We start from the raw sequence: 24,116 nt of genomic DNA, 5'->3' as shown, positions 1-24,116 counted from the left end.
GTTGCATCTCGCCGATCGCTTAGTTGCAACTCAGCTTTGACTTTTATATAGCATTGGATATCAACCTGTTATAAATGGCTTTTTTGGACCATCACTTTCCATATTTTATAGGGTCATTAACTTATGCATCTACTCCTGATGCGTAAGCCCTGATCTGTGGGGACAAAAGGGTCGGAGTGTCGCTATTTTTATTTAACTTTGCGGAAAACTGTACAGGCACTATTGCAGGGTGCAAAGTAAATCGATTTTATAGAGGGTAAAACTATGTCGGAAAGGCAAATTAAGAGAGCGCTCATCTCGGTATTTAATAAGGAAGGACTGGAGCCCATAGTGAGGGAGCTGGCTGCACTTGGCGTGGAGCTGATCTCTACGGGAGGTACTCAAACATATATTACTGGATTGGGGTTAGAGTGTACCGCGGTGGAGGAATTGACCTCTTACCCCTCTATCTTAGGCGGGAGGGTGAAGACGCTACACCCTAGTATTTTTGGTGGCATCCTCTCCAGAAGAGATAATGCAGATGACGCCAAGCAGTGCGATATGTACGACATCCTGGAGATAGACCTCGTGGTGGTGGATCTTTACCCCTTTGATGAGACCATCGCATCGGGTGGTACGCACGAGGAGATCATCGAGAAGATTGATATCGGTGGAGTGAGCTTGATCCGTGCAGCAGCGAAGAATTACAAGGATGTCCTCATCATTGCCTCTCGTAAGTATTATGGTGCCCTTCTGGAGATGCTACAGAGTGGCAAGGGGGTGACCACTGAGGAGCAGAGGAAGGAAATGGCCAAAGCGGCCTTTGGGCTCACGTCGGAGTACGACAACCACATTCACCACTATTTTGTGGGCTCCAAAGTGACTGAGGAGCTACCTGAGGAGGGCATTGAGCTATCCATTCCTGTGGCTTATCCTCTTCGCTATGGGGAGAACCCACATCAGGAGGCAAAGTTTTATGGCACAGCCCTTACCGAGCGCTTTGAAATCCTCCACGGCAAGCAACTGAGCTACAATAATATCCTTGACCTAGAGGCGGCGTGTGCGTTGGTAGAGGACTTCGATGAACCTACCGCTGCGATCATCAAGCACAACACCCCTTGTGGCGTGGCTAGCGACAAAGATATCCACACGGCCTACACCAAGGCACTCGCCTCTGACCCTGTCTCGGCCTTTGGTGGCATCGTGGTGCTCAATAGAGGTGTAGACACAGCGTTGGCAGAGGAGCTGGATAAGCTCTTCATTGAGATACTGATTGCACCCGACTACTCGAGCGAAGCGCTTGAAATCCTTGAAAAGAAAAAGAATCGTCGCCTACTCATTGACCGTATCGGCTTTGACTCGAGCAAGTACACTTACCGCTCGGCGGTGGGCGGCTTGCTAGCACAAGCTAAGGATAAGAAGATAGAGAGTGCAGAGGAGCTCACCCCTACAAGTGAGTACCTAGCAAGTGACGAGGTGGTAGCAGACCTACTCTTTGCGATGAAGATCGTAAAGCACTGCAAGAGTAACGCCATTGTACTAGTGAAGAATGGTCAGTTGATCGGTGCTGGTTATGGGCAGACCTCGAGAGTGGACGCTCTAAACCAAGCGGTGGCGAAGGCAAGGGCTATGGGATTTAGCACTGAGGGAGCGGTGCTCAGTAGTGACGCCTTCTTCCCATTCTCCGACTGTGTGCAGCTTGCCAATGAAGCTGGCATCAAGGCGATCATTCAGCCAGGTGGCTCGGTGAGAGACGAGGAGAGCATTGTCTTTGCACGTGACCACAAGATACCAATGTACATGACGGGGGTACGCCACTTTAAGCATTAAAAAGGCAGGGAGAGGGCTTTTATAGAGATAGAGAAACAAGTATTTAAGACGAGATTGATAATAGTATGGGATTATTCTCATTTACACAGCGGATGGCGATTGACTTAGGTACCGCCAATACCGTGATCATTAAGGAGGGAAAGATTGTCATAGACCAACCTAGCTATATCACGATGAATCGCAAGAGCGAGAAAATCGAATGGGTAGGTAGCGAAGCATATAGGAGGGTAGGAAAGGAAAATAACGACCTTCTGACCGTACGTCCACTACGCGACGGTGTGGTGGCCGACCTCAATGCCACGGAGCATATGATCCGAGGATTTATCCAGATGGCGAGGACCAAAAAGAGTCTATTCCCATCGGCCCTGAAGGTGGTGGTGAGTGTGCCATCGGGCAGTACAGACGTAGAGCTAAGGGCGGTACGCGATGCTGCTGAAAAGGCGGGCGCCAGCGAGGTATACCTCATTATGGAGCCAATGGCGGCTGCCATCGGCATTGGACTAGATGTACTGGAGCCTAAGGGCAATATGATTGTGGACATTGGTGGAGGTACCACGGAGATTGCGGTGATTTCACTGGGAGGTATTGTCTCCAATAAGTCGATCAAGGTGGCGGGTGATGAATTCACCAACGACATTGTGGACTACATGAAGGCAAAGCACCAAATTCGGATAGGCGAACCAACGGCAGAGGAGATCAAGAAGAATGTGGGCTCTGCCCTGCCCGAGCTAGAGGCGGGACCCGATGACTATACAGTGATAGGGCAAGACCTAGCGAGTGTGCTACCTAAGACCATTACGGTGAGCTATCGGGAGATCGCTGGTTGCTTGGAGAAGTCTGTACAGAAGATCGAAACTGCTATCTCCAATGCACTTGATGCCACAGCACCTGAGCTCTATGCCGATATCTTTAAGGATGGAGTATACCTCTCTGGTGGTGGTGCGATGCTCAAGGGATTGGACAAGAGGCTACAAGATAAGTTCCAAATCCCTTTCCACGTAGCAGAAGATCCCCTTTATGCGGTAGCAAAGGGAACCCATATTGTACTCGAAAATAGCAATACTTACAGCCAGCTATTTAAGTAGTCAAGGCTTGGCATACCAGAGGCCGACTTGTAGGTAAGTATGGATAAGCTCTTAGAGTTTTTACGCTCCAATGCCCACACCCTGCTATTTGTGGTACTGGAGGTGATAGCACTCCTATTGTTATTCAATGGGAGTGTTTATCGCAATAGCGTACTCCTAAGCAGCACCAATGCCGTTACTGGCACCGTGACGGAGTATGCCAATAAGAGCAATGAGTACCTCGGTCTTAGGGATGCCAATGTAGCCTTGATGAGTAGGAATGCGGTACTAGAGGAGGAAAATCAACGCCTCAAGTATCAGCTCCGTCGCTTGGAGGTGGATTCGCTCACATGGCAAAGGCTCTCCACAGATAGCGTGATACGCCCTTTCCCCTACCAGTACAAGGTGGCTCAGGTGGTAGGCACTACACTCTTTGGTGGTAAAAACTATCTCACAATAGATATGGGTAGCTCCGAAGCGATCCAAAATGACATGGGGGTACTCTCCAATGAGGGCATCGTGGGAGTGGTGGAGACGACAGGGCGTAACTATGCCAAGGTGATTCCTCTGGTGAATAGCGACTTTAAGCTCAATTGCAAGCCCTCGCCGAGAAGTGAATATGTGGGCACTCTCTCGTGGGATGGGAAGGACTTAGAGCATACTTTGCTCACCAACCTCCCAAAGCACGCACCCTACAATGTGGGGGATAGTGTGGTGACGAGTGGCTACTCTGCCATTTTCCCTGAAGGGCTATTTATTGGCACCGTGGAGGGAGAGGGAGAATCGCCTAACGACAACTTCCGCGCACTGAGGGTGAAGCTGGGGGTTGCCTTTGGCACACTGAAGTATGTCTATGTGGTTCAGAACTATGAGCGTGAGGAGCGATTGGAGATCGAAGCAGTGGAGAAAGGTGAGCGATGAATAAGCACTACTTTAGTTATACGTTACAGAGCCTACTACTACTACTTTTGCAGGTAGTGGTGATGAATAATATCCGTCTCTTTGGGTACCTGATCCCTATTATTTATCTCTATCCATTGATATTTCTTCCCTACCAAACGCCCCGATGGCTCACCACCCTACTCGGTACTCTTGTAGGGCTTTTGATGGATATGGCGATGAATACCCCTGGGCTGAATATGGCGTCGGCCACCTTGGTAGGTTACCTCCGCAATCCCTTTCTATTTGCCTTCACTGAGGAGCAAGCGATAGAGGATCTTTCGGCTCCTATTCGCCCCTCTATCTACACGATGAAGCGGGGCAAGTATTTGCTATTTATCCTACTGATGGTTCTAACGCACGTTGGCACACTCCTCTTATTGGAGGCCTTCTCCAGCACTCTATTCCTACAGATGGTGCCACACATCCTTGGCTCCACACTGATCACCTGCGTGGTTTTTGCCATCTTTGAGGCATTCTCTAAGCGTAACCACCCTGCATGAAGGATCGCCAAAAGAATAAATTTGCACACCGAAAGTATGCTGTCGGTGCTGCCATATTAGTGGTAGTGCTACTCTACCTAGGTCGTCTTTTTGACCTACAAGTGCTTTCCCCGGAGTATCGAATTGCGGCAGAAGATATTGCCTTTCTCAAGAAGACATTATACCCTTCGCGAGGAATGATCTACGACTGTCGGGGCAACCTAGTGGTCTTCAACAACTCGGCTGCCGACATCCATATCATCTCCAGAGAGGTGGAGCCATTTGATACCCTCGAATTTTGTAGCATCCTCAACCTTGAGCCAGCCGAACTGAGGCAACGCTTTGCGGACCTCCGCAACCGCAAGAAGAATAGAGGCTACTCCCCCTATACCCCTCAGCTGCTGCTCCCACAGATTAGCGAAGAGGAGGCGGGGCTATTAGAGGAGAAGCTCTATAAGTTTCCCGGCTTTTACGTAGTGCACCGGACGGTAAGGGACTACAAGTACGCTGCCGCAGGCTTGATGCTGGGCTATATGGGCGAAGTGAGCCCGAAGGATATTGAGCGTGACCCCTACTACCGCCCTGGGGAATATATTGGCAAGAGTGGTATTGAGCTAAGCTATGAGCGATTCTTGAGGGGCGAGAAGGGCAAAGAAATCTATATCCGCGATGCCCACGGAAGGGTGAAAGGAAAGCGAGATGATAGCGAACTCAATGAAGCACTTACCTCGGGGCATGACCTCACCCTATCCATAGATATGGAGCTACAAGCTTATGGGGAGCGACTACTCGCCGGTAAGCGGGGAGCCATTGTGGTGATAGAGCCTAAGAGTGGAGAGGTACGTGCTTTGGTCTCCTCGCCCTCATACGACCCCAAGCTCCTGGTGGGAAGAGATCGGGGTAATAACTACAAAGCTCTGGAGGCGAACCCACAGATGCCACTTTTCAATAGGGCAATTATGGGAACCTACCCTCCTGGATCTACCTTTAAGCCAGCACAGGCAGCGGTCTTTTTACAGGCTGGAGCCCTCTCGGTAAGTGATAGTTACCCTTGCTACCACGGCTATCCACCTCTTAGAAATCGTCCTGCCTGCCACGGACACCCCTCGCCTATATCGCTTATTCCGGCAATTGCCACTTCGTGCAATGCCTACTTCTGCTATGGGCTCCGCAATATGCTGGACGATCGGAAGCTATTCCCCACTACTGCGACTGCCTTTAAGAAGTGGACGGAGTATATCGTCAAACTTGGATTTGGCTATCCTCTGGGGCTCGACTTACCTGGAGAGAAGCGTGGGTTTATCCCAAATAGCCTGATGTATGACAAGATCTATGGAGAGGGCAATTGGCGCTCCTCTACTATTATCTCTATCTCGATAGGGCAGGGAGAGATTTTAGCCACCCCTCTGCAATTGGCCAACTTCTGTGCTACGGTCGCCAATAAAGGGTATTTCTATACCCCTCACGTGGTGAAGGAGATATCGGGGCTCCCCTCCGATAGCCTCTATGTGGAGCGGCACGAGACGGGAATAGACCCACTTTACTTTAGCTACATAGACCAAGGCATGCGGGGGGCGGTGACGGGAGGTACCTGTCGAAAGGCCAATCTCCCTGATTTCAAGGTGTGTGGCAAGACAGGAACGGCGGAGAATGTGCACGGCAAAGACCACTCGCTCTTTATTGGCTATGCACCGCAAGAAGACCCTCAAGTGGCAGTGGCTGTGATTGTGGAAAATGGTGGCTTTGGTGCTACTTTTGGTGTGCCAATAGGGCGGCTGATGATGGATTTTTACCTCCATGACCACGAGATAGGTGCGGAGTCGAAGGTGTACGAAACAATGATGATGAATAGCATTATTTACTAATTGTATGGGAATCAATAATCATCGACATACCAGTCCGAAACCACTCAAGGGGGTTGACCTCATCACCATTGCTCTCTACCTAGTGATGGTGGCAGCGGGGTGGTTTACGATCTATGCAGCTGGCTTTGATCCCGAACAGACGATTAGGGAAATCACCATCTCGGGCCGCACGCAGTCACAACTCATCTGGATGGGCGTGAGCTTTGCCACGGGCTTGGCTATCCTCTTAATGGACCGTCGCCTTCTGAGGATGTCGGCCCCATTTCTCTACGCAATTACCCTGCTGATATTGGTGGCGACCATTTTCTTAGCCCCCAATATCAAAGGCTCTCACTCCTGGCTAGTGATCACAGATTCAATACGGATACAGCCGGCCGAATTTGCCAAGGTGACAACGGCGATGATGCTGGCATGGTGGACCTCGCGGTATGAATTTAATATCTCCAAACCCCGAGAGTTGGTGGTGGCTCTATTTATATTCATACTGCCGATACTCATCATTATCCTTCAGAGTGAAACCGGTTCGGCACTGGTCTTCCTCGCCTTTGTGATTGTGCTCTATAGGGAGGGGCTCACTAGTGCGGTGCCGTTTTTTGGCATTCTACTAGTCACCCTCTTTGTACTGACCCTAAGGTACAATGGTGTGGTGTGGGGGGCGACCAATGCAAGTCTTCTACTCCTTTCAATAGTCATCTACATTGCAGTGCTTATCACCACAATAGGCTATTGCAAGCTCCCCTATCGGCTGTGGCTTCCCACCTTGGCTCCACTTCCAGCGGCTATGCTATTGGCCTTTATTATCAGTTTTTTCAGACCTGTAGACTATGCCCTTTTTGCATTGGTTGCTCTAGGAGTGTTGCTAGTCTTCACACTAGTGCAGAGCTTTCAGCACAAGGGGAAGCACCTTTGGCTCGCCGCCCTTGTGGCAGTTCTGAGCTTAGGACTCACCTCGGGCGTCGACTATTTCTTTGACAAAATACTTCAGCCACACCAGCAGACGCGTATCCTGGTCTCCCTTGGCATGAAGGACGATCCTTCGGGTGCGGGGTACAACGTCCGCCAAAGTCTTATAGCGATTGGTTCGGGTGGTGCCACTGGCAAAGGGTATCTACAGGGGACTCAGACCAAGCTCTCCTTTGTGCCGGAGCAAGATACCGACTTTATCTTTTGCACGATAGGGGAGGAGTTTGGTTTTATTGGGAGCTTAGTGCTATTGGGGCTTTTCACCGCACTTCTACTGCGCCTCATCTACATTTCGGAGCGTCAGGTAGACCCCTACGTTCGCACCTATGGGTACAGTGTAGCAAGTATTATCTTCTTTCACCTCACCATCAATATTGGTATGGTGATCGGACTGATACCAGTAATTGGTATTCCTTTACCCTTCTTTAGCTATGGGGGTTCCTCCCTATTAAGCTTCACAATTCTCCTCTTTATACTCCTTCGGCTCGACCAACGACGTACCGACTAACTTTATATTTGGTATCTTTGCGAATTAGGTGTTAGAACATTATATAAAAGGATACAAAGTAACCATGGCAGACTTAATAGAGTTTCATAGAGTAGGATTGGAAGATAGGGATCAGATACTGGCTTACCTAGAGGATAATCCCTACTGTAACTGCGACTACTCTTTTGGAAACCTATACAATTGGGGCTTTCTCTACCTCACCTCTGTGGCTTTTCACAAAGAGATGATGCTGATACGCTTTAGAAGCTTCGATACTGGCAACCAAGCTTATCTGATGCCTATTGGCAAGGGGAACCTAGTGGAGGTCCTGAAGGATATGGAGCATACAAGCAAGATGGAGGGGCACCCGCTCATTCTAATGTCGGTGCAGGACTCCGCTATTGAACTACTAGAGCAGACCCAGCCAACCTCTCTCAAAATCTTTAGCAATAGAGACAATGCCGATTATCTCTACGACCGTGAGAAGCTAGAGACCCTCTCTGGGAAAAAGCTACAGAGTAAGCGCAATCATATCAATCGGTTCAAGCGTAAGTATCCCGACTATACCTACGAGCCAATCTCCGATGAGAATGCCAATGAGTGCATCGCTCTGGAGAACCGTTGGTATGCTGATACTGAGACTACACCAGGGATGGCAGACGAGCGGAAAATGGTGATGAAGGCGCTCAAGGAGTGGAAGGAGATAGGGCTCCGCGGCGGCTGTATCAGAGTGGAGGGCAAGGTAGTGGCGTTTACCCTAGGGATGCCGATTAGCCACGCCTGCTTTGGAGTGCATATCGAAAAGGCCGATACCGACTATGATGGCTCCTTTACCATTATCAATCAAGAGTTTGTAAGCCACCTCCCAGAGCAGTATGTTCGCATCAATAGAGAGGAGGATCTAGGGTTGGAGGGACTGCGGAAAGCAAAGCTATCCTACCAACCCATGAAGATATTGGAGAAGCACAAGGTGGCTATTTCGTATGAAGAGGATTGAGTATAGCAGCTCAGACAATCGGCTCAATCAACAAATACTACAGTTACTTGCCGAGTGCTTTGGCCCTCAATATCACGACTATTACCTTCTGCAGCTAGAGCATCTCCCTTCGCCTAAAACGACTAAAATACTTGGCAATGACCGAGGGGATATCATCGCTTTCACGCAGGTGGTAGAGTATCTCTACCGCACTGGAGATGGGAAAGCACCTCTTCGTGCTGCCTACCTCTATAGTGTCTGCACGGCAAAAGCAGAGCAAGGCAAAGGGGTGATGAAGCATTTTATCAAAGAGATACTCGAGGAGCTAGCAGCGGAAGGGTATGCCATGGCTTTTCTAGTTCCTGCCGAGATTTGGCTCATTGACTACTACAAGCGGTTAGGATTTAAGTGGGAAGCGACCGACGTTTATGCCAAGATACCACGCGATGCTGCTCCGCTCATCTACCCTGGAGAGGCGGCCAAGGAGTACCTTGAAGCGGTGAGGAAAATGGAGCGACAGACCATTAGCCAAGCAAAGTTTGAAGCTAAAAAGCTACAAGAGTGGCAGCGACTTGAGCCCCCAGTGCTGGGCTGGATGAGCTATCCGCTCGCCGAGGGACTGCCCCAAACACCCCCTACATTCCTCTTACTACCACTGACCTAAGAAGGAGAGCACGAATTAGAAAGGGCTTACCGTGAATGACCTCCCCTCGCGGGAGGTCCTTACCATAGACATTCCGATGAACACCACTCAGAAAGACCTTTCTAACGTATGCCAGCCGCTCACCGCAAAATACTTACTTTTAGGTATTGCGAGACTTGGCTACCCCTTGTACCTTTGCAATAAATAATTACAAGTGTATGATAAAACGAAAGTACCCTATAATATATTTGGATAGACATTCCTCAACTATCCAAGCGCACTGTTCACGAAAAGAACAGTGCGTTTTTTTTATGAACAAAATAGAACAACGTTCACTATTGACGCTTTACCCTAATCATGCAAACACTGAAAGATGACATTCGGCAACGCATCATCGCAACCGCCCGTGCAGAGTTTATCGCACATGGCGTACGTAGCACTTCCATACGCACGGTGGCTCGCAAGTCAGGTATTTCCGTAGGAAGTCTTTACAATTACTTCAGTAGCAAGGACGAACTATTTTGCGAAGTACTACGGCCTCTCACCAAGGCGTTAAACAAACACATTCTGTCGCACAATGACGAGAAGTTCCTGTCGATAGACGTATTCAGCATGCGACAATACCAAATAGATTACATCTTTGCCCTGCTCGCCATCATCAAAGACTTCCGACCAGAGCTTCGACTGCTACTATTCGATGCTGAGGGTACGTCGCTACAAGGATACAAAGAGAAGATGGTGGACAGGCAGATGAAAGTGGGTTTGGAATACATACGACTGATGAAAGAACGCTATCCACATCTCAACGCCGACATTTCGCCATTCTGGATTCGCATCACTTGCTCTACATGGATAACCGTTTTCTGCGAACTTGTAGAACATGAAGATTACAGCGGCGAGGATATCAAAGTTGCCCTGGAGCAGTACATGGACTTTAGTATGGCAGGATGGAAAGCATTGCTGAAACCATAACGACTAATTTCTAAAAGACAATAATATATGATTAAGACTCTCAATCGTTTAGGAGCTTACATGGGAGGGCGCAAATACTTGCTGCCATGCTCCGTAGCACTGTCGTCCGTCAACGGACTGCTGTCGCTTGTCCCATTCGTACTTTTGTGGCTCGTGGTACGCACACTACTAACAGCCAAAGGCAACCTCTCAGACACACCCCTTATAGACTATGCCCTATGGGCTTTTATCATATCGGTGGCGAACGTGTTGCTCTACTTTTTGGCACTGATGCTTTCTCATCTTGTGGCATTCCGTATCGAAACCAACATGAGGCGCAAAGCGATGCAACGGCTGATGCGTGCACCATTGGGCTATTTCGATGGACAAAATACGGGGCGTATGCGCAAAATTATTGATGAGGATTCAGGACAGACCCATACTTTCGTGGCACACCTGCTACCTGATGTGGCGAGTTGTGTCGTTGCTCCGATAGGGGTTATCGTACTGCTATTCACTGTGGATTGGCAGTTGGGAGTGGCTGCAATGATACCTCTCGTTGGTGCTATAGGCATTATGGGGTATATGATGAACCCAAAGAACAACCAATTTCAAAGGCTCTACCTTGATGCACAGGAGAAGATGGGGGCAGAGGCCGTGGAATATGTCAGAGGCATTCCCGTGGTTAAGGTGTTTCAGCAGACGGTCTTCTCGTTCAAACGTTTCTACGACAGCATTATCAGCTACCGCGATCTTGTCATCAAGTGTACGCTTGTGTGGCGCACGCCAATGTCCTTTTACATACTTGCTATCAATGCCTTTGCTTTCGTCCTCGTTCCTACTGCTATTATCCTGATAGGACACGGGGGAGATACAACCACCATTATCGCCAACGTGATACTTTATGTGGTGATTGCACCGCTTATTGCTGCCAACGTGATGAAAGCCATGTATCTCAGCCAGGACCTTTTCTTGGCAAATGAGGCTGTGGAACGACTGGAGCAGCTCACTCATATCGCACCGCTCTCGCAGCAGGACGACCCTAAGCGGGCAGAAGGGTATGATATTCGTTTTGACGATGTTTCGTTTCGATATGAGGGAGCGGAGAAAGATGCAGTGAGTCATATCAACCTTACTATTCCAGAAGGAAAGACGATTGCACTTGTAGGAGCATCGGGTAGTGGAAAGACCACCATAGCAAGATTGATACCCCGCTTTTGGGATGTATGTCATGGTAGCGTTACTATAGGAGGTATAGACGTGAGAGATATGTGTAAGGACGAACTGATGCGCAACGTGTCCTTCGTCTTCCAGAACACCCGTCTGTTCAAAACTTCGCTCATCGAAAACCTACGTTACGGCAATCCTGATGCAACGACCGATCAGATCAACCGTGCCATAGACCTCTCGCAAAGCCGAGAGATTATTGATCGTCTGCCACAAGGGTTGGATACCGTTATCGGTGCCGAAGGGACTTATCTTTCGGGAGGTGAGCAGCAGCGTATTGTTCTTGCTCGTGCCATTCTGAAAGATGCTCCTATCGTGGTGCTTGATGAGGCGACCGCCTTTGCCGACCCCGAAAATGAACAGCTTATCCGTAAGGCACTGGCACATCTCACCCAAGGTAAAACCGTGCTGATGATAGCCCATAGACTTACCACTGTGCAGGATGCCGACAGCATCGTAGTTGTGAACGATGGTGAGATTGTCGAGCAGGGAACGCACGAGGAACTATTGAGTAAGGAAAAGTGCTACCACCGCATGTGGAATGAATATCAACAGTCCGTTTCGTGGAAACTATAATCAATCAAACGTCACCAAGCCATGATTAAATATTTTCAAAAACGTTTCGCTCTTACGGAAAAAGGGGCAAAAGACTTGCGCCAAGGCATCGTCTCCTCAACACTGCTCAATCTTGTGCTGATGCTGCCACCCACCTATTTATTTTTCTTCCTAATGGAGTATCTCGATAATATGCAAATGAATGCTCCTCATACGTTGTGGTTTTATCTCCTCGTGGCAGCAGGTCTGATGATCGTGATGTTCCTCGTGATGCGCTGGCAGTACGACAGCACCTATACCACAGTATATAATGAGAGTGCGCAACGCCGTATCTCCTTAGCCGAGAAGTTACGCCGTTTACCTCTCGCTTTCTTTGGTGAGCGAAATCTCTCCGACCTCACTGCCACCATTATGGAAGACTGCACACAATTGGAAACGACGTTCTCGCACGCCATTCCCCAACTATTTGCTTCTATGGTGAGCACCGTCATTATCGCAGTAGGAATGTTCTGTTACGACTGGCGACTCGCCCTTGCTCTGTTTTGGGTAGTACCTTTTGCCTTGGTGGTGCTATTGGTTTCACGGAGTCGAATGGACAGGGCTTTTACACGTGTCTACCACATCAAGCGTGGCGTCAGCGAACAGATACAGGAAGGACTGGAGTGTGTGCAGGAAATCAAATCGTACAATGGCGAGGACGAATACAACCGGCGGTTCGACCGGCGATTAAAAGCATTGGAAAAAGGACTTGTTGCCGGTGAACTCGTGCCAGGCTTATTTCTCAACATCTCTGCTGTATTGCTTAAACTGGGTATGCCTACCGTCATCGTGGTAGGCGCATGGATGCTTCAGCATGGTGATGTGTCGGTGTTCGCCTATTTGGCGTTCCTCCTTGTTTCGGCAATGGTTTACAACCCTATCCTTGAAGTATGCAGTAACCTCGCCGTTCTAACTTTTCTCGATGTACGCATCAAGCGAATGAAAGAGATGGAGGCAATGCCCATACAGACGGGCGATACGGAGGTGGAAGTTTCGAACTATGACATAGAGTTCCACAACGTCAGCTTTTCCTACGAAACAGATAAGCAGGTGCTACACGATGTTTCATTCACTGCCCGACAGGGCGAGATAACGGCACTTGTCGGTCCTTCAGGTGGTGGCAAGAGCACCGCCACCAAGCTCGCCGCACGCTTTTGGGACATCAATAGTGGGAAGATAACACTGGGCGGACACGACATCGCCAGCATAGAGCCAGAGACGTTGCTCAAAAACTATGCCGTAGTCTTTCAAGATGTGGTGCTCTTCAACGCCACCATTGCCGACAACATACGCATAGGAAAGCACGACGCCACTGATGAGGAAGTAAGGCATGTGGCACGATTGGCACAGTGTGAAGACTTCATCAGTCGTATGCCAAAAGGCTACGATACAGTGATAGGCGAAAATGGGGAAACCCTTTCGGGTGGGGAGCGGCAGCGTATCTCCATAGCCCGGGCGCTCTTAAAAGATGCTCCTGTGGTACTCTTGGACGAAGCAACCGCCAGCCTCGATGCTGAGAACGAGACAAAGATTCAGGCTGGTATCTCCGAACTGGTACGCAACAAGACCGTCATCATCATTGCACACCGCATGCGCACCGTGCTAGGTGCCGACCACATAGTAGTACTCTCTGGTGGAACAGTTGTAGAGCAGGGCACACCCAACGAGCTGATGATACACAATGGAACTTTTGCACAAATGGTAAGACTGCAACAAGATACTACTTCGACAAATATTTCATCAAAATAGGCTGTTGCACGAAGACGATCTGTGAAACCTAGGCTTTCGTTAGTATCTAAGGGAAGTAAGGCAAAGTTGCTTTCAGAATTTGGGTCTGGTCTCTTACTCAAGTAAGCTTCCTTCGCCCTGGCGAGGGTCTTAATGCCCTACGTAAACCTTGCCCGTCATTGAATCCCTTGCCTCTTCTTCCTCGTGCAATATTCTCATCTCTGGAGTTTCAATGCAATGACACTGGAGTTTCGATGCAATGCAACTCCAGTGTCACTGCACCGAAACTAATGTCTTGAGATTACGCCTTAGAAGTTGCCACACTTCAGCTGGGTCGCAAGGGTGTTATTACGTCATTATGCACACAGACCTTTCTCATACGTAACCCCTAAAATCCATGGGGAAAAGTCTTGATTATTTAGTTAGCTTTTGGTATCTTGCCAAAAGCTAACTATAAACTAAACCAATAATAAGACCAAGACCATGGCAAATGAAATCTTAAACTTAAAACCACAGCTCGTGTGGAAGTACTTTTATGGACTCACACAAATACCACGCCCCACAGGCCATACCGCCGAAGTGGCTAAGTATGTAGCTGGGATCGGACGTGAACTAGGACTAGAGACACACACCGATGAGGTGGGCAATGTACTGATCCGCAAGCCTGCAACTAAGGGGTATGAGGATCGGCCCATAGTAGCAATGCAGGGACACCTAGACATGGTGCCACAAAAGAATAATCATATACAGCATGACTTTGAGAAAGACCCTATACAGCCTCGTATTGATGGCGAGTGGGTACGTGCTAATGAGACCACACTAGGTGCCGATAATGGCATTGGCGTGGCTATGGGTCTTGCTGTAATGGCCGACGATACACTAGAGCACGGTCCGATTGAGGCTCTATTTACCATTGATGAAGAGGTAGGGATGGTAGGAGCTTTCGGTCTGAAAGAGGGCTTCTCAAAAGCTGATATTATGCTCAACCTTGACTCCGAAGTGGTTGATGAGCTCTATGTAGGTTGTGCTGGGGGTGTGGATATCAACGTTTCACTAGAGTACAAAGATGACCAACCTATCCCAGAAGGGGATATTGCAGCCAAGGTAACCCTTAATGGATTGAAAGGTGGGCACTCAGGTATGGACATCGCCCTCGGCAGAGGAAATGCCAATAAGATGATCGCTCGCTTCCTCAAGAAGGCCATTGAAAGACTAGACCTCTCTATAGCTGAGCTCCAAGGTGGCTCACTGCGTAATGCCATCCCTCGTGAGGCGTGGGTAGTCGTAACGCTTCCCGAGGAGGAGCTTAGTGAGCTAGAGGAGATGGTTAAGGAGTTTGAAGCACTTTACATCAAGGAGTATAAGGGCATCGAGGAAGGCATCAAGATGAGTGTAGAGCGCCTTAACGAAACCCCTGCACACATTGTACCCCAAGAGATTGCTGATAATGTGATTCAAGCGGTAGAGGCAGTGCAGAATGGTGCGATCACCTATCTTTCCGAGTTCCCAGATACCGTAGAGGCCTCTAGCAACCTTGCAGCTATCCAATTGGGAGGTGGCAAGCTAGCCGTTACCTTCCTTACCCGTAGTTCAAGCGAGAGCCGTAAGGAGATGGTAGCTTCGAGCATTGAGAGTGCCTTCTCACTCATCGGTGCGGAGGTAGAGTTTGCGGCTCCTTACAATGGGTGGCAACCCGATGCCCACTCTCACGTACTTGAGGTGATGAAGAAGGTATTCAAGGATATCAATGGCACTGAGCCACCTGTAAAGGTGATGCATGCTGGGCTAGAGTGCGGAATCATCCAAGGGGTGATGCCTAAGACTCAGATGATCAGCTTTGGGCCTACTATCAAGTCGCCCCACTCTCCTGATGAGCGTGTAAACATCGCCACTGTGGAGAAGACCTGGGAGCTACTTATCCGCACGCTCAAAGAGCTATAATTCAGATAGAGGGCGATGCTGACAGAGACAGAGCTAATCGTACTCGGTGCAGTACGTTACTCCGACAATGCCAGTATCGTGTCCACCTATAGTGAGTGCTTCGGTGCACTCTCCTTTAAGTGCATTCGCTCGGCCTCTCGTAGAAGAGGTCAAGCGAATGCCTTTTTTATTCCTCTCTCAATTCTAAAGGTAACTCTCGACTATCTGCCCAATCGTGGGATTCAGCTACCGAGAGAACAAGTGCTACTTCACCGACCTATCCGACCATCCATTGAGCCTGTGGCCAATGCAGTAGCCCTCTTTACAGTAGAGCTACTCACCCGACTACTTCGCTCGAGTGGTGCCGATAGAGCTTTGTACCGCTACTTGAGAGAGGAGATAAAAGGGCTAGAGCACCTTAGCGATAAAGGGATTAGTTCCTTTCATCTTCGACTGATGACAGGGCTACTCCACCATCTCGGTATCTTGCCACAAAGTGAGACCTATAGGCCTAGTAGCGTACTCGACTTCTCCGAAGGCACCTTCCGCCCCTCCTGGAGCCCAGAAGAACAAGGCAAGGCCTATGCCTCCTCCCTACTCTACCAATTCATTAGTTCACCAGCACCAGAAGAGCTTCCCCTCTCAGGGCAGGAGCGCAACCTTCTCCTTAAGTTACTTCTCGATTTTCTAGGCTATCACTTCCCCGACCTTGGCAACTTAAAATCGCCAGAAATACTGAGTCAGCTATTTTAAGACAGGGAGTGTGGCAAATATCATTAGGTTAATTTTGGAGCTATAGACCGAATTGAGTAAGTTTGCAAAGCAAATATTTTATTAAGCTATCCGACATAATTAAGAAATGGATTACGGAATACTAGATTTTATCTACCTAATAGGTTCTCTCGGGCTCTTCCTCTACGGTATGAAGATCATGAGCGAGGGGCTACAAAAGGTAGCAGGAGACCGCATGAAGAGTATCCTCTCAGCGATGACCTCCAACCGCATCTTCGGTGTATTTACAGGTATTTTAATCACAGCACTTGTACAGTCCTCCTCTGCTACCACCTTGATGGTAGTCAGCTTCGTCAATGCATCATTACTTGACTTGGCACAGGCTGTTAGCGTGATTATGGGTGCCAATATCGGTACTACCGTCACTGCATGGGTCATCTCCCTTCTTGGCTTTAAGGTAGATATCAGTGCCTTTGCAGTCCCATTGATTGCACTATCTATTCCATTTATCTTTTCGAAGAAGCAAAATTACAATTCGTGGGGCGACTTTATCCTCGGCTTTGCTCTCCTATTCCTAGGGCTGCAATTCCTAAAGGATTCAATGCCCGACCTTCAGAATAACCCCGAGGCACTAGCCTTCTTGCAGAAATATACCAATATGGGCTTTGGCTCGGTACTGCTCTTCTTACTGATTGGTACCATCCTCACCTTCTTGGTACAAAGCTCAAGTGCTACAGTAGCCATCACCCTGGTGATGTGTAGCCAAGGATGGATACCCTTCTCCATGGGAGCAGCGATGATTCTAGGTGAAAACATTGGTACCACTATCACCGCCAATCTTGCAGCACTTAATGCCAGTGTCAATGCCAAGCGAGCTGCTGTTTCACACACCCTATTCAACGTGCTGGGTGTGGTTTGGGTCCTCTTCCTCTTTTTCCCAGCGGTCGACCTCGTTTCAGGGATGGTGGCACGTTCGAGTGGCTACGATCCTCGGGAGCTTTTCCCTATTATTGCCGACCTCAATGCCCGCTACGAGCCAGGCGATGTTGCACTCATCACTAGTGGTGCACCTATCTACGACGTTGAGATGAGTCGAATACAAGGCACCGTCATAGGTATGGCAGGAGCGATAAGTATGGGACTTGCGTTGTTTCACACCATGTTCAACCTCATCAATACCTTTGTAATGATTTGGTTTGTCCCCTTAATTGTAAAAGCGTGCAAGACCATTATCAAGCCAGCCAAGACCATCTCCGATAAGAAGGAGTACCCACACCTACAGTACCTCTCCACTCGTATGCTCTCCACCAGTGAGCTATCATTGCTACAGGTCAATAAGGAGATTGTCAACTACAGCAAAAAGACTCAGAAGATGCTCGGCATGGTACGCGAATTGAGCAATATGGAGGATGAAGTAGCTTTTGAAGAGAGCTTCACACGTATTGAGAAGTACGAGCGTATCTGCGATAGAGTAGAGATAGAGATTGTACAATACCTCACAGAGCTATCCAGTGGCGACCTGAGTGCAGAATCACGTAGAAATGTACAGAGCTACCTTAGAATCTCTAGCGAGATAGAGAGCATGGGCGATGCTTGCTTCAATATAGCACGCATCCTACGCCGCAAGTTTGAAGATGGCCGTGCCACTAATCCTACACTCTCAGCACACCTCACCGAGATGCACGATATGCTTGAGAACATCATGCAGTTTACAGTAGAAGTACTAGAGAGCGATGAGCGTACACAAAATATGATACTCCACTCTCACGACCTCGAGAAGGCACTCAATATCAAGTACAAGTTCCTAGTGGCAGAAAACCTCAAGGACCTCAATAATAACGTATACCCTTACCAAGACTCAGTATACTACCTTGATATCATCGATGAGTATGAACGCCTAGGCGACTATGCCGTCAATGTAGTTGAGGCCTACGTAAGACAAGTGAAATAACGAACTCTTTTTGTAAAAACGAAACTCTCCCACGGTAGCACCAGCTACTTTGGGAGAGTTTTCTATTTTCACTCCAGAATGTTGCACGAAGGATGAGATGCCAGACGCTGAGGGCAAGGTGCACGTAGGGCACCAGGCACACACAAAAGGATGAGGCTGAAGGGAGCGTACTCACGTACGTGACCGAGGCCGAATTCCGAAAGCAACGCAGCAGATCGCCTTCGTGCAACAGTCTCTACTCAACGGTAAAAGAGTGGTCGATATGATAGATACGAGAGGCTAAAGCTCGGAGATGCACCTCATTGTGCGATACCATGACTATGGCTGATTCCTTTTGTAGCTGTGGCAAGAGTGAAAGCATAGAGGTTTCAAAATCTCTATCTACATAGGTCGAAGGCTCATCCAGCACCAAAAGCATCGGCCGACTTACAAAAGCTCGTGCCAATAGCACCCGCTGTAGCTGTCCGCCCGAGAGATGACCTATTGCCCTAGTAGCATACTTTGTCATTCCTACCGACTCCAGTGCCTCCTTGGCAAGGGCTCGCATCTCACTCGTCGCCCTCAGCGTTTTCCTTCCGAATAGGCCACTCAGCACCACCTCCTCCACACTAATCGGAAACTCCCTATCCAGCTGATTCTGCTGTGGCATATAGCCAATAGTTATCTCCTTCAGAGGCATCCCCTCTCTTGAGAAGTAGCGAATAGAGCCATTCCTAGGTGCTATCAGTCCGAGCAACGCACGGATAAAAGTTGTCTTCCCCGCCCCATTCGGACCGGTAATCCCTACAAACTCATTCGGATAAAGCTTAAAATTGACTCCCGAGAGCAGACTAGGCTCCTTGCCATACCCTAGCTCCAGATCTTCAGCTATGATGATTGGTTTTGCTTCCATTATCTAAAGATCTCAATCAACCGCCTCATCTCAGCCCCCCAATCCTCAGCCAAAGGGTCAATAGAGACCACCTTTAGCCCTAGTTCTTTCGCCACGGCTGTTGCATTTTTAGTATCAAACTCCGCCTGCACTAGCACCGCTCTTGTATCCATGCTCCTTGCACGCTCAATCAGCTCCACCAGATGCCTAGGCGTTGGCTCCTCCCCATCTTCCTCAATAGGCAATTGCGTCAGCCCCCACTCCCGAGCAAAGAGCGATAGAGAGGGGTGATAGATCACAAAAGCAAGGTCCTTGTCACCTTTAGATATTCCTCTCCCCAATTGCCGAATAGCCTCCAATTCAGGCACCACATTCGCCTGATAATTGGCTTTGATCTCCTCCTGATGCTCTGGGAATAGCTCCAGCATCGCCGCCAAAATCGTCTCCGCCATTGCTTCCCCACCAGAGAGCGACGTCCAATAGTGCGGGTCGCCCAAGGCGTGCTGATGCCCTTCGTGGCCGCCCTCTACGAGCTCTCTCGGCAACTGCTTTGCGAGGTCAAAATAGGCCACATCCTTCGGCAAAACCGCCACCCACTGAGCTTCAAAAGGCAACGTACCAATAGCCAAGTAGGCAAGCGAGCTTTGAAGTATAGCGATATCCCGGGGAGAGGGGTCGTACGTCTCGGGGTTACTTCCTCGCGGTACCACCACATGCACCTCCGCCAGCTCCCCAACAATTCGCTCCACAAAGTACTTCTCGGGAAGCAGACTCACAGATATAATAGGCTTCTCCACCCGAGAGGCAGAGCTACAGGCAGTAAATATCGAGAGCATCACCACGCAAAGCCCCCAGCCAAAGCAATGCTTAGCCCACCGCATTAAAGATAATCCACACATTATAAAGGATAAAAACCAAAAGCATCACCCCCCCCTCGGCACGCTTAATCTCACGCTTTCCCCAAAAGAGAGCCACTCCCAATGCAATCACCATGGCAAGTAGCTGCATCCAAATATCTAGCGAAGTAAACTGCAGATTGCTCAACGGCCGCACCGTCCCCGAAATTCCTAGTACAAAGAAGATATTAAATAGGTTACTTCCAATCACATTCCCCACAGCAATATCGGTATTTCCCTTCATAGCAGCCACCACAGAAGTCGCCAGCTCAGGGAACGACGTTCCCCACGCCACCAGTGTAAGCCCTATCAACGTTTCACTCACCCCTAGCGACGAAGCGATCTTAGTAGCATTCCCCACAAAGAGCTGTCCCCCATAGACCAGTCCAGCCAAGCCGCCAACGAGATAGACCACTGCCAAGAGCCAGTGCATGTTGCGTTCCTCCTCCTCCGTCTCCGAGTCATCATCTCCCTGTTTTCCCACCACAATGGTATAAAGCAGGAAGAGTAGGCCAAAGAGGAGCAACGTCAAAGCCTCCGAACGAGAGACCAGCGAGGGCATCCCATCTAGTGGCATATCCGAGAGCACCAACATCAGCAAAATAGAGGCCACAAGTGCAATCGGAAGGTCAAAGCGAAGCGTATTCAACTTCACCGGCACAGGGTGTACCAAAGCACAAGCCCCCAGTACACAGAGCACATTAAAGATATTACTCCCGATCACATTACCCACAGCGATTCCACCGCTCCCCTCAATACTTCCGATCACACTCACCACCAACTCTGGTGCCGAGGTTCCGAAGGCCACAATCGTTAGCCCTATGATTATCTGGGGGATATGTAGCCGCTTAGCTATTGCCGACGCACCATCCGTCATAAAGTTAGCCCCTGCCACGATTAGAGCCACCCCCACGATCACTAAAACTATCTCAATCCACATAATCTATCATCAATTTTTCACCGCCCGTTCATCTAGGGCTGCATACTCCAGCGAAGTAGTCGAGCCGTAGAGAGGCACATCAATAAACAATTGCTCACGACTAAGCAAACCCTGTAAGGAGCGAGCCGAATTAATCACTCCACCGTGGCAAAAGACCAGCACACGACGGTACCCACTACACCTCAACTCAGTAATAAAGTCTGCCACCCGTGCCAAAAGCTCATCTACACTCTCGCCATTAGGAGGGAGCAAGTGCCCTGCCTCGTCGAGAAGAGCTGGAGACTTTCTCGCCAGCTCATCGATCTCCTCCCACCGCAGATGCTCAAAGTCGCCAAAGTTGCGCTCCGCCACACGGGGCTCCACCACCGCATCTGCTCCAAAGCCACACGCTTCACAAAGCTTACTAGCCCTTGATAAAGGACTTGTAAACACCGCATCATAGCGCTCCACGGAGAGTCGCTTCCGCACCTCTGCCGCCTCAGCTTCAAAGGTCTCCGCCACCTCTATATCACTCGCTCCATAGCAGGTATCCCCCGATATCTTGAGCGAGGTGTGGCGCGTCCAGTCTACCCTTAGCACTAGTACTCCTCCCCCTCGTAATTCTTTCCGCGTCGTTTCTTGCGATGGTCTTTCCGCCCCTTACGTAGCTCCTTACTCTTAGGGTTGTCGAGATAAGATGGATCATCCTGCATTCCCTTTCCATACCGCTCCCCGGTCCTCTGCTCAGCAGCCTCCCTTGCAAACTTCCGGAAGAGCCCCTTTAGCGGGATCATCACATCATCGAGCGACACCTCATCGTCCGCTCCTGCTTTATCCCCTATTCCCGACAAAGCACCATTGACCTTCACACGTCCCTCACGGATCAAGTCCTCCGCCTCTTTTCGCGTATACTCGTGGTATTCGCTTATAATACGACTAACGCGTACCTCCATACTTTTCTACAATTGTCTCGTAAGACTACTTATCAATACAGTTCAAACAAAAAAAGCTCCCTACTCCCTATATCTCATTCTCCCCCTTTTTCAAAAATAGAGGCAACCATCGCCTCAGCTGTCTCCCTAGGCTCCTCTGATGGGGTGAGATAAATCAATTCAAAGCCTCTCCGCTCCAACCCTCTAGCCCAGGTCATCTGTCGTTTGGCAAATTGATGGATCGCCAGCTCCAGCCCCCTATGCATCTCCTCCCAATTTCGCTCACCAAGCAGATACTCCGTCACATAGCGGTATTCCAAGCCATAGCCCAAGAGCACCTCCTTAGGCACCCGAGACAAAAGCCCCTCCACCTCCTCCACTAGACCCGACTTAAGGCGTGCCTCGAGCCGAGCTGAAATTCTCGCCCTCCGCAACTCTCTACTAGGGTCAAGGCAAAAGATAGGACCCCGCAGAGGCTTACGGGTGCTACTATCCGAAGCCGGCAGAGTAGCACCTGCCTCCCTTAGCTCTATAGCACGCACCAGTCTCCGAGGATTCACCCCCTCCCCTCCATCTAGCTCCTCGCTCTCCAGCATCTCAGCACCACCCAAAGTCTTTAATCGCGCCCTTAGCTCCTCCACAGATAGCTGCTCCAGCTCCGCGCGAAGTGCTTTATTGGGTGGCACCTCCGAGAGTCGATACCCACCATAAAGGGCAGAGATATAGAGCCCCGTGCCACCGCACAAGATCTTAGGTTGTTCCTTAGGTAGCTCATCATACGCCTTATCAAAGTCCTGTAGATAACGGTGCAGATCATACCGCCCCCCCGCCTCTGCCACATCAATCAGCCGATACGGCACCTCATAGCCATCTGCCAGGCGATACTCCGCAAGATCCTTTCCCGTGCCAATATCCATGCCACGATACACCTGGCGCGAGTCGGCACTCAGTACCACCCCACCCAGCATCTCTGCCAACTGACACGCTACCGCTGTTTTGCCACAAGCAGTAGGACCATAAATTGTCACTATATCTACCCCCTCAGGCAGAGCTTTCATCACTTCTTAAGCAAAGGCGAAGGGTAAACCCCCTTCTTGGTCAATTGCTCTAGTTTGGCTACCACATCAGGCCGATCGGCCGCATAGGTAACTCCAAACCACGTGGCCGAGGTATCCAATACCTTGCAGCTAGCTATTCCACGCTTCACGAGGTCATTCACCACGGTAGGGATATAATACTCTCCCTTCTCGCTATGCAAGTTGGCCTCCAAGAAGTGGATAAAGGCCTCCTCGGAGTAATCAAAGTACTCAGGGGTAAAGCCCCACATATTCATTGAGACTGGTGTCTGCTCCTCTAGCACCACTCGGCGCCCCGCCTCATCCTGAAAGGCGATCTCCCCTTGTTCATCACGTGCGATAGCTGTCCGCTCCACTACTTCTGTGAGCAAACCTTCGTGATCCACTTCGCAAACACCTCTTGCTACTGTACCGCTCTCGCTCAGTGTATTCCCCACACGATAGCCCACCATACAGTAGCGGTTGCGACCGCCAGCCATTGCTCGCAGTTCATCGCCCAGCACCTGGAAGCTCTCCGCCCCATAGAAGTCATCAGCATTGATCACCCCAAAAGGCTCGTTGATCACCCCTTTGCCCATCAGCACCGCATGATTGGTACCCCAAGGTTTGGTCCGACCCTCAGGGCAAGTAAAGCCCTCAGGCAGGTCCTCCACACTTTGGAAGACCACCTCCACGCCAAGTCGACCCTCAAACTGATCGCGGTAGCGGCTAGCCACCTTTGCCTCAAACTCATCGGCAAAGTCCCGGCGAATCACGAAGACCACCCGACCAAAGCCGGCTCTCACTGCATCATAGATAGAGAAGTCCATAATGGTCTCACCACACGGACCCACGCCATCTAATTGCTTCAATCCCCCATAACGGCTACCCATACCCGCCGCCAATACCATCAATGTTGGTTTTATCTCACTCATCTGTATAGAGACCTATATATGTATTCCTTATATATTAATGTGTCACCCCCTCCCCTAGTCCGAAAAAGGCAAAGCCCATTCCACGCTGTAAAGCTACCAAAAAATATCTTAACAGCCACCGAAATGACAGGGGTTACGCATTAGAAAGATCTTACCGTATGTGCTTATAGCAGAGAG

At 49.6% G+C, this 24,116-nt stretch carries 21 protein-coding genes; 14 read left to right on the top strand and 7 right to left on the bottom strand.

Features of this window, described 5'->3' with window-relative positions; translation table 11 throughout:
- Nucleotides 1–264 precede the first annotated feature (264 nt).
- The 14 genes from purH to HMPREF3027_RS02115 all read left to right on the top strand — a co-directional run bounded on the left by purH (nucleotide 265) and on the right by HMPREF3027_RS02115 (nucleotide 18,331).
- Nucleotides 265–1,809, top strand: coding sequence for a bifunctional phosphoribosylaminoimidazolecarboxamide formyltransferase/IMP cyclohydrolase (gene purH, locus HMPREF3027_RS02180; protein ID WP_070706676.1), 1,545 nt, complete (start codon nucleotides 265–267; stop codon nucleotides 1,807–1,809).
- A gap of 65 nt (nucleotides 1,810–1,874) precedes the next feature.
- Nucleotides 1,875–2,894 carry a rod shape-determining protein gene (locus HMPREF3027_RS02175; protein WP_021903779.1) on the top strand — a complete coding sequence of 340 codons (1,020 nt, stop codon included), beginning with the start codon at nucleotides 1,875–1,877 and terminating at the stop codon, nucleotides 2,892–2,894.
- Between the two features lie 39 nt (nucleotides 2,895–2,933).
- Entirely contained in the window at nucleotides 2,934–3,794 is an 861-nt protein-coding gene (gene mreC, locus HMPREF3027_RS02170) for a rod shape-determining protein MreC (RefSeq protein WP_018027964.1), read from the top strand.
- A complete protein-coding gene (mreD, locus tag HMPREF3027_RS02165) occupies nucleotides 3,791–4,315 on the top strand; it encodes a rod shape-determining protein MreD (protein ID WP_018027965.1) in 525 nt (174 codons plus the stop codon). Before mreC ends, mreD begins: the two co-directional genes overlap by 4 nt.
- Complete coding sequence (locus tag HMPREF3027_RS02160) at nucleotides 4,312–6,159, top strand: penicillin-binding transpeptidase domain-containing protein (RefSeq protein ID WP_070706674.1); 1,848 nt, start codon at nucleotides 4,312–4,314, stop codon at nucleotides 6,157–6,159. The genes mreD and HMPREF3027_RS02160 overlap by 4 nt, the downstream gene beginning before the upstream one ends.
- A gap of 4 nt (nucleotides 6,160–6,163) precedes the next feature.
- Nucleotides 6,164–7,630: a rod shape-determining protein RodA gene (rodA, locus tag HMPREF3027_RS02155; RefSeq protein ID WP_070706672.1), complete on the top strand. Its 1,467-nt coding sequence runs from the start codon at nucleotides 6,164–6,166 to the stop codon at nucleotides 7,628–7,630.
- Between the two features lie 64 nt (nucleotides 7,631–7,694).
- Nucleotides 7,695–8,606, top strand: coding sequence for a DUF2156 domain-containing protein (locus HMPREF3027_RS02150; protein ID WP_070706670.1), 912 nt, complete (start codon nucleotides 7,695–7,697; stop codon nucleotides 8,604–8,606).
- Nucleotides 8,593–9,249, top strand: coding sequence for a GNAT family N-acetyltransferase (locus tag HMPREF3027_RS02145; protein ID WP_070706668.1), 657 nt, complete (start codon nucleotides 8,593–8,595; stop codon nucleotides 9,247–9,249). Before HMPREF3027_RS02150 ends, HMPREF3027_RS02145 begins: the two co-directional genes overlap by 14 nt.
- 336 nt (nucleotides 9,250–9,585) lie before the next feature.
- Nucleotides 9,586–10,200 (top strand): TetR/AcrR family transcriptional regulator, encoded by a 615-nt coding sequence (locus tag HMPREF3027_RS02140; RefSeq protein ID WP_070706666.1) that lies wholly within the window; start codon nucleotides 9,586–9,588, stop codon nucleotides 10,198–10,200.
- Between the two features lie 27 nt (nucleotides 10,201–10,227).
- Nucleotides 10,228–11,982 carry an ABC transporter ATP-binding protein gene (locus tag HMPREF3027_RS02135; RefSeq protein WP_070706664.1) on the top strand — a complete coding sequence of 585 codons (1,755 nt, stop codon included), beginning with the start codon at nucleotides 10,228–10,230 and terminating at the stop codon, nucleotides 11,980–11,982.
- A gap of 21 nt (nucleotides 11,983–12,003) precedes the next feature.
- Nucleotides 12,004–13,749, top strand: coding sequence for an ABC transporter ATP-binding protein (locus tag HMPREF3027_RS02130; protein ID WP_070706662.1), 1,746 nt, complete (start codon nucleotides 12,004–12,006; stop codon nucleotides 13,747–13,749).
- Between the two features lie 462 nt (nucleotides 13,750–14,211).
- Nucleotides 14,212–15,669, top strand: coding sequence for an aminoacyl-histidine dipeptidase (locus HMPREF3027_RS02125; protein WP_070706660.1), 1,458 nt, complete (start codon nucleotides 14,212–14,214; stop codon nucleotides 15,667–15,669).
- Between the two features lie 15 nt (nucleotides 15,670–15,684).
- A complete protein-coding gene (locus HMPREF3027_RS02120; protein WP_070706658.1) occupies nucleotides 15,685–16,401 on the top strand; it encodes a DNA repair protein RecO C-terminal domain-containing protein in 717 nt (238 codons plus the stop codon).
- Nucleotides 16,402–16,507: 106 nt separating this feature from the next.
- Nucleotides 16,508–18,331 (top strand): Na/Pi cotransporter family protein, encoded by a 1,824-nt coding sequence (locus HMPREF3027_RS02115; RefSeq protein ID WP_018028463.1) that lies wholly within the window; start codon nucleotides 16,508–16,510, stop codon nucleotides 18,329–18,331.
- Between the two features lie 235 nt (nucleotides 18,332–18,566).
- On the opposite strand, the gene HMPREF3027_RS02110 is transcribed toward HMPREF3027_RS02115, so the two are convergent.
- From HMPREF3027_RS02110 to HMPREF3027_RS02080, 7 genes are all read right to left on the bottom strand, one after another.
- Nucleotides 18,567–19,223: a metal ABC transporter ATP-binding protein gene (locus HMPREF3027_RS02110; protein WP_070706656.1), complete on the bottom strand. Its 657-nt coding sequence runs from the start codon at nucleotides 19,221–19,223 to the stop codon at nucleotides 18,567–18,569.
- Nucleotides 19,223–20,083, bottom strand: a complete 861-nt coding sequence (locus tag HMPREF3027_RS02105) for a metal ABC transporter solute-binding protein, Zn/Mn family (protein WP_070706654.1) — start codon at nucleotides 20,081–20,083, stop codon at nucleotides 19,223–19,225. The genes HMPREF3027_RS02110 and HMPREF3027_RS02105 overlap by 1 nt, the downstream gene beginning before the upstream one ends.
- Nucleotides 20,070–21,038, bottom strand: a complete 969-nt coding sequence (locus HMPREF3027_RS02100) for a calcium/sodium antiporter (protein ID WP_083317471.1) — start codon at nucleotides 21,036–21,038, stop codon at nucleotides 20,070–20,072. Before HMPREF3027_RS02100 ends, HMPREF3027_RS02105 begins: the two co-directional genes overlap by 14 nt.
- A 9-nt stretch (nucleotides 21,039–21,047) precedes the next feature.
- Nucleotides 21,048–21,617 (bottom strand): histidine phosphatase family protein, encoded by a 570-nt coding sequence (locus tag HMPREF3027_RS02095; protein WP_070706652.1) that lies wholly within the window; start codon nucleotides 21,615–21,617, stop codon nucleotides 21,048–21,050.
- On the bottom strand, nucleotides 21,617–21,970 hold the full coding sequence (locus HMPREF3027_RS02090) for a S4 domain-containing protein (protein WP_018028458.1): 354 nt from the start codon (nucleotides 21,968–21,970) through the stop codon (nucleotides 21,617–21,619). Before HMPREF3027_RS02090 ends, HMPREF3027_RS02095 begins: the two co-directional genes overlap by 1 nt.
- Before the next feature lie 74 nt (nucleotides 21,971–22,044).
- The gene (locus tag HMPREF3027_RS02085; protein ID WP_070706650.1) at nucleotides 22,045–23,007 is read right to left on the bottom strand and encodes a tRNA (adenosine(37)-N6)-dimethylallyltransferase; all 963 of its coding nucleotides are present in this window, start codon (nucleotides 23,005–23,007) and stop codon (nucleotides 22,045–22,047) included.
- Nucleotides 23,007–23,930 (bottom strand): nucleotidyltransferase family protein, encoded by a 924-nt coding sequence (locus HMPREF3027_RS02080; RefSeq protein WP_070706855.1) that lies wholly within the window; start codon nucleotides 23,928–23,930, stop codon nucleotides 23,007–23,009. Before HMPREF3027_RS02080 ends, HMPREF3027_RS02085 begins: the two co-directional genes overlap by 1 nt.
- Nucleotides 23,931–24,116 lie beyond the last annotated feature (186 nt).

Origin of the sequence: Porphyromonas sp. HMSC077F02 (assembly GCF_001815465.1) — a bacterium.
GTDB lineage: Bacteria > Bacteroidota > Bacteroidia > Bacteroidales > Porphyromonadaceae > Porphyromonas_A > Porphyromonas_A somerae.
Note: the sequence above shows the minus strand (reverse complement) of the source record. Positions and strands in the feature narration are given on the sequence as shown.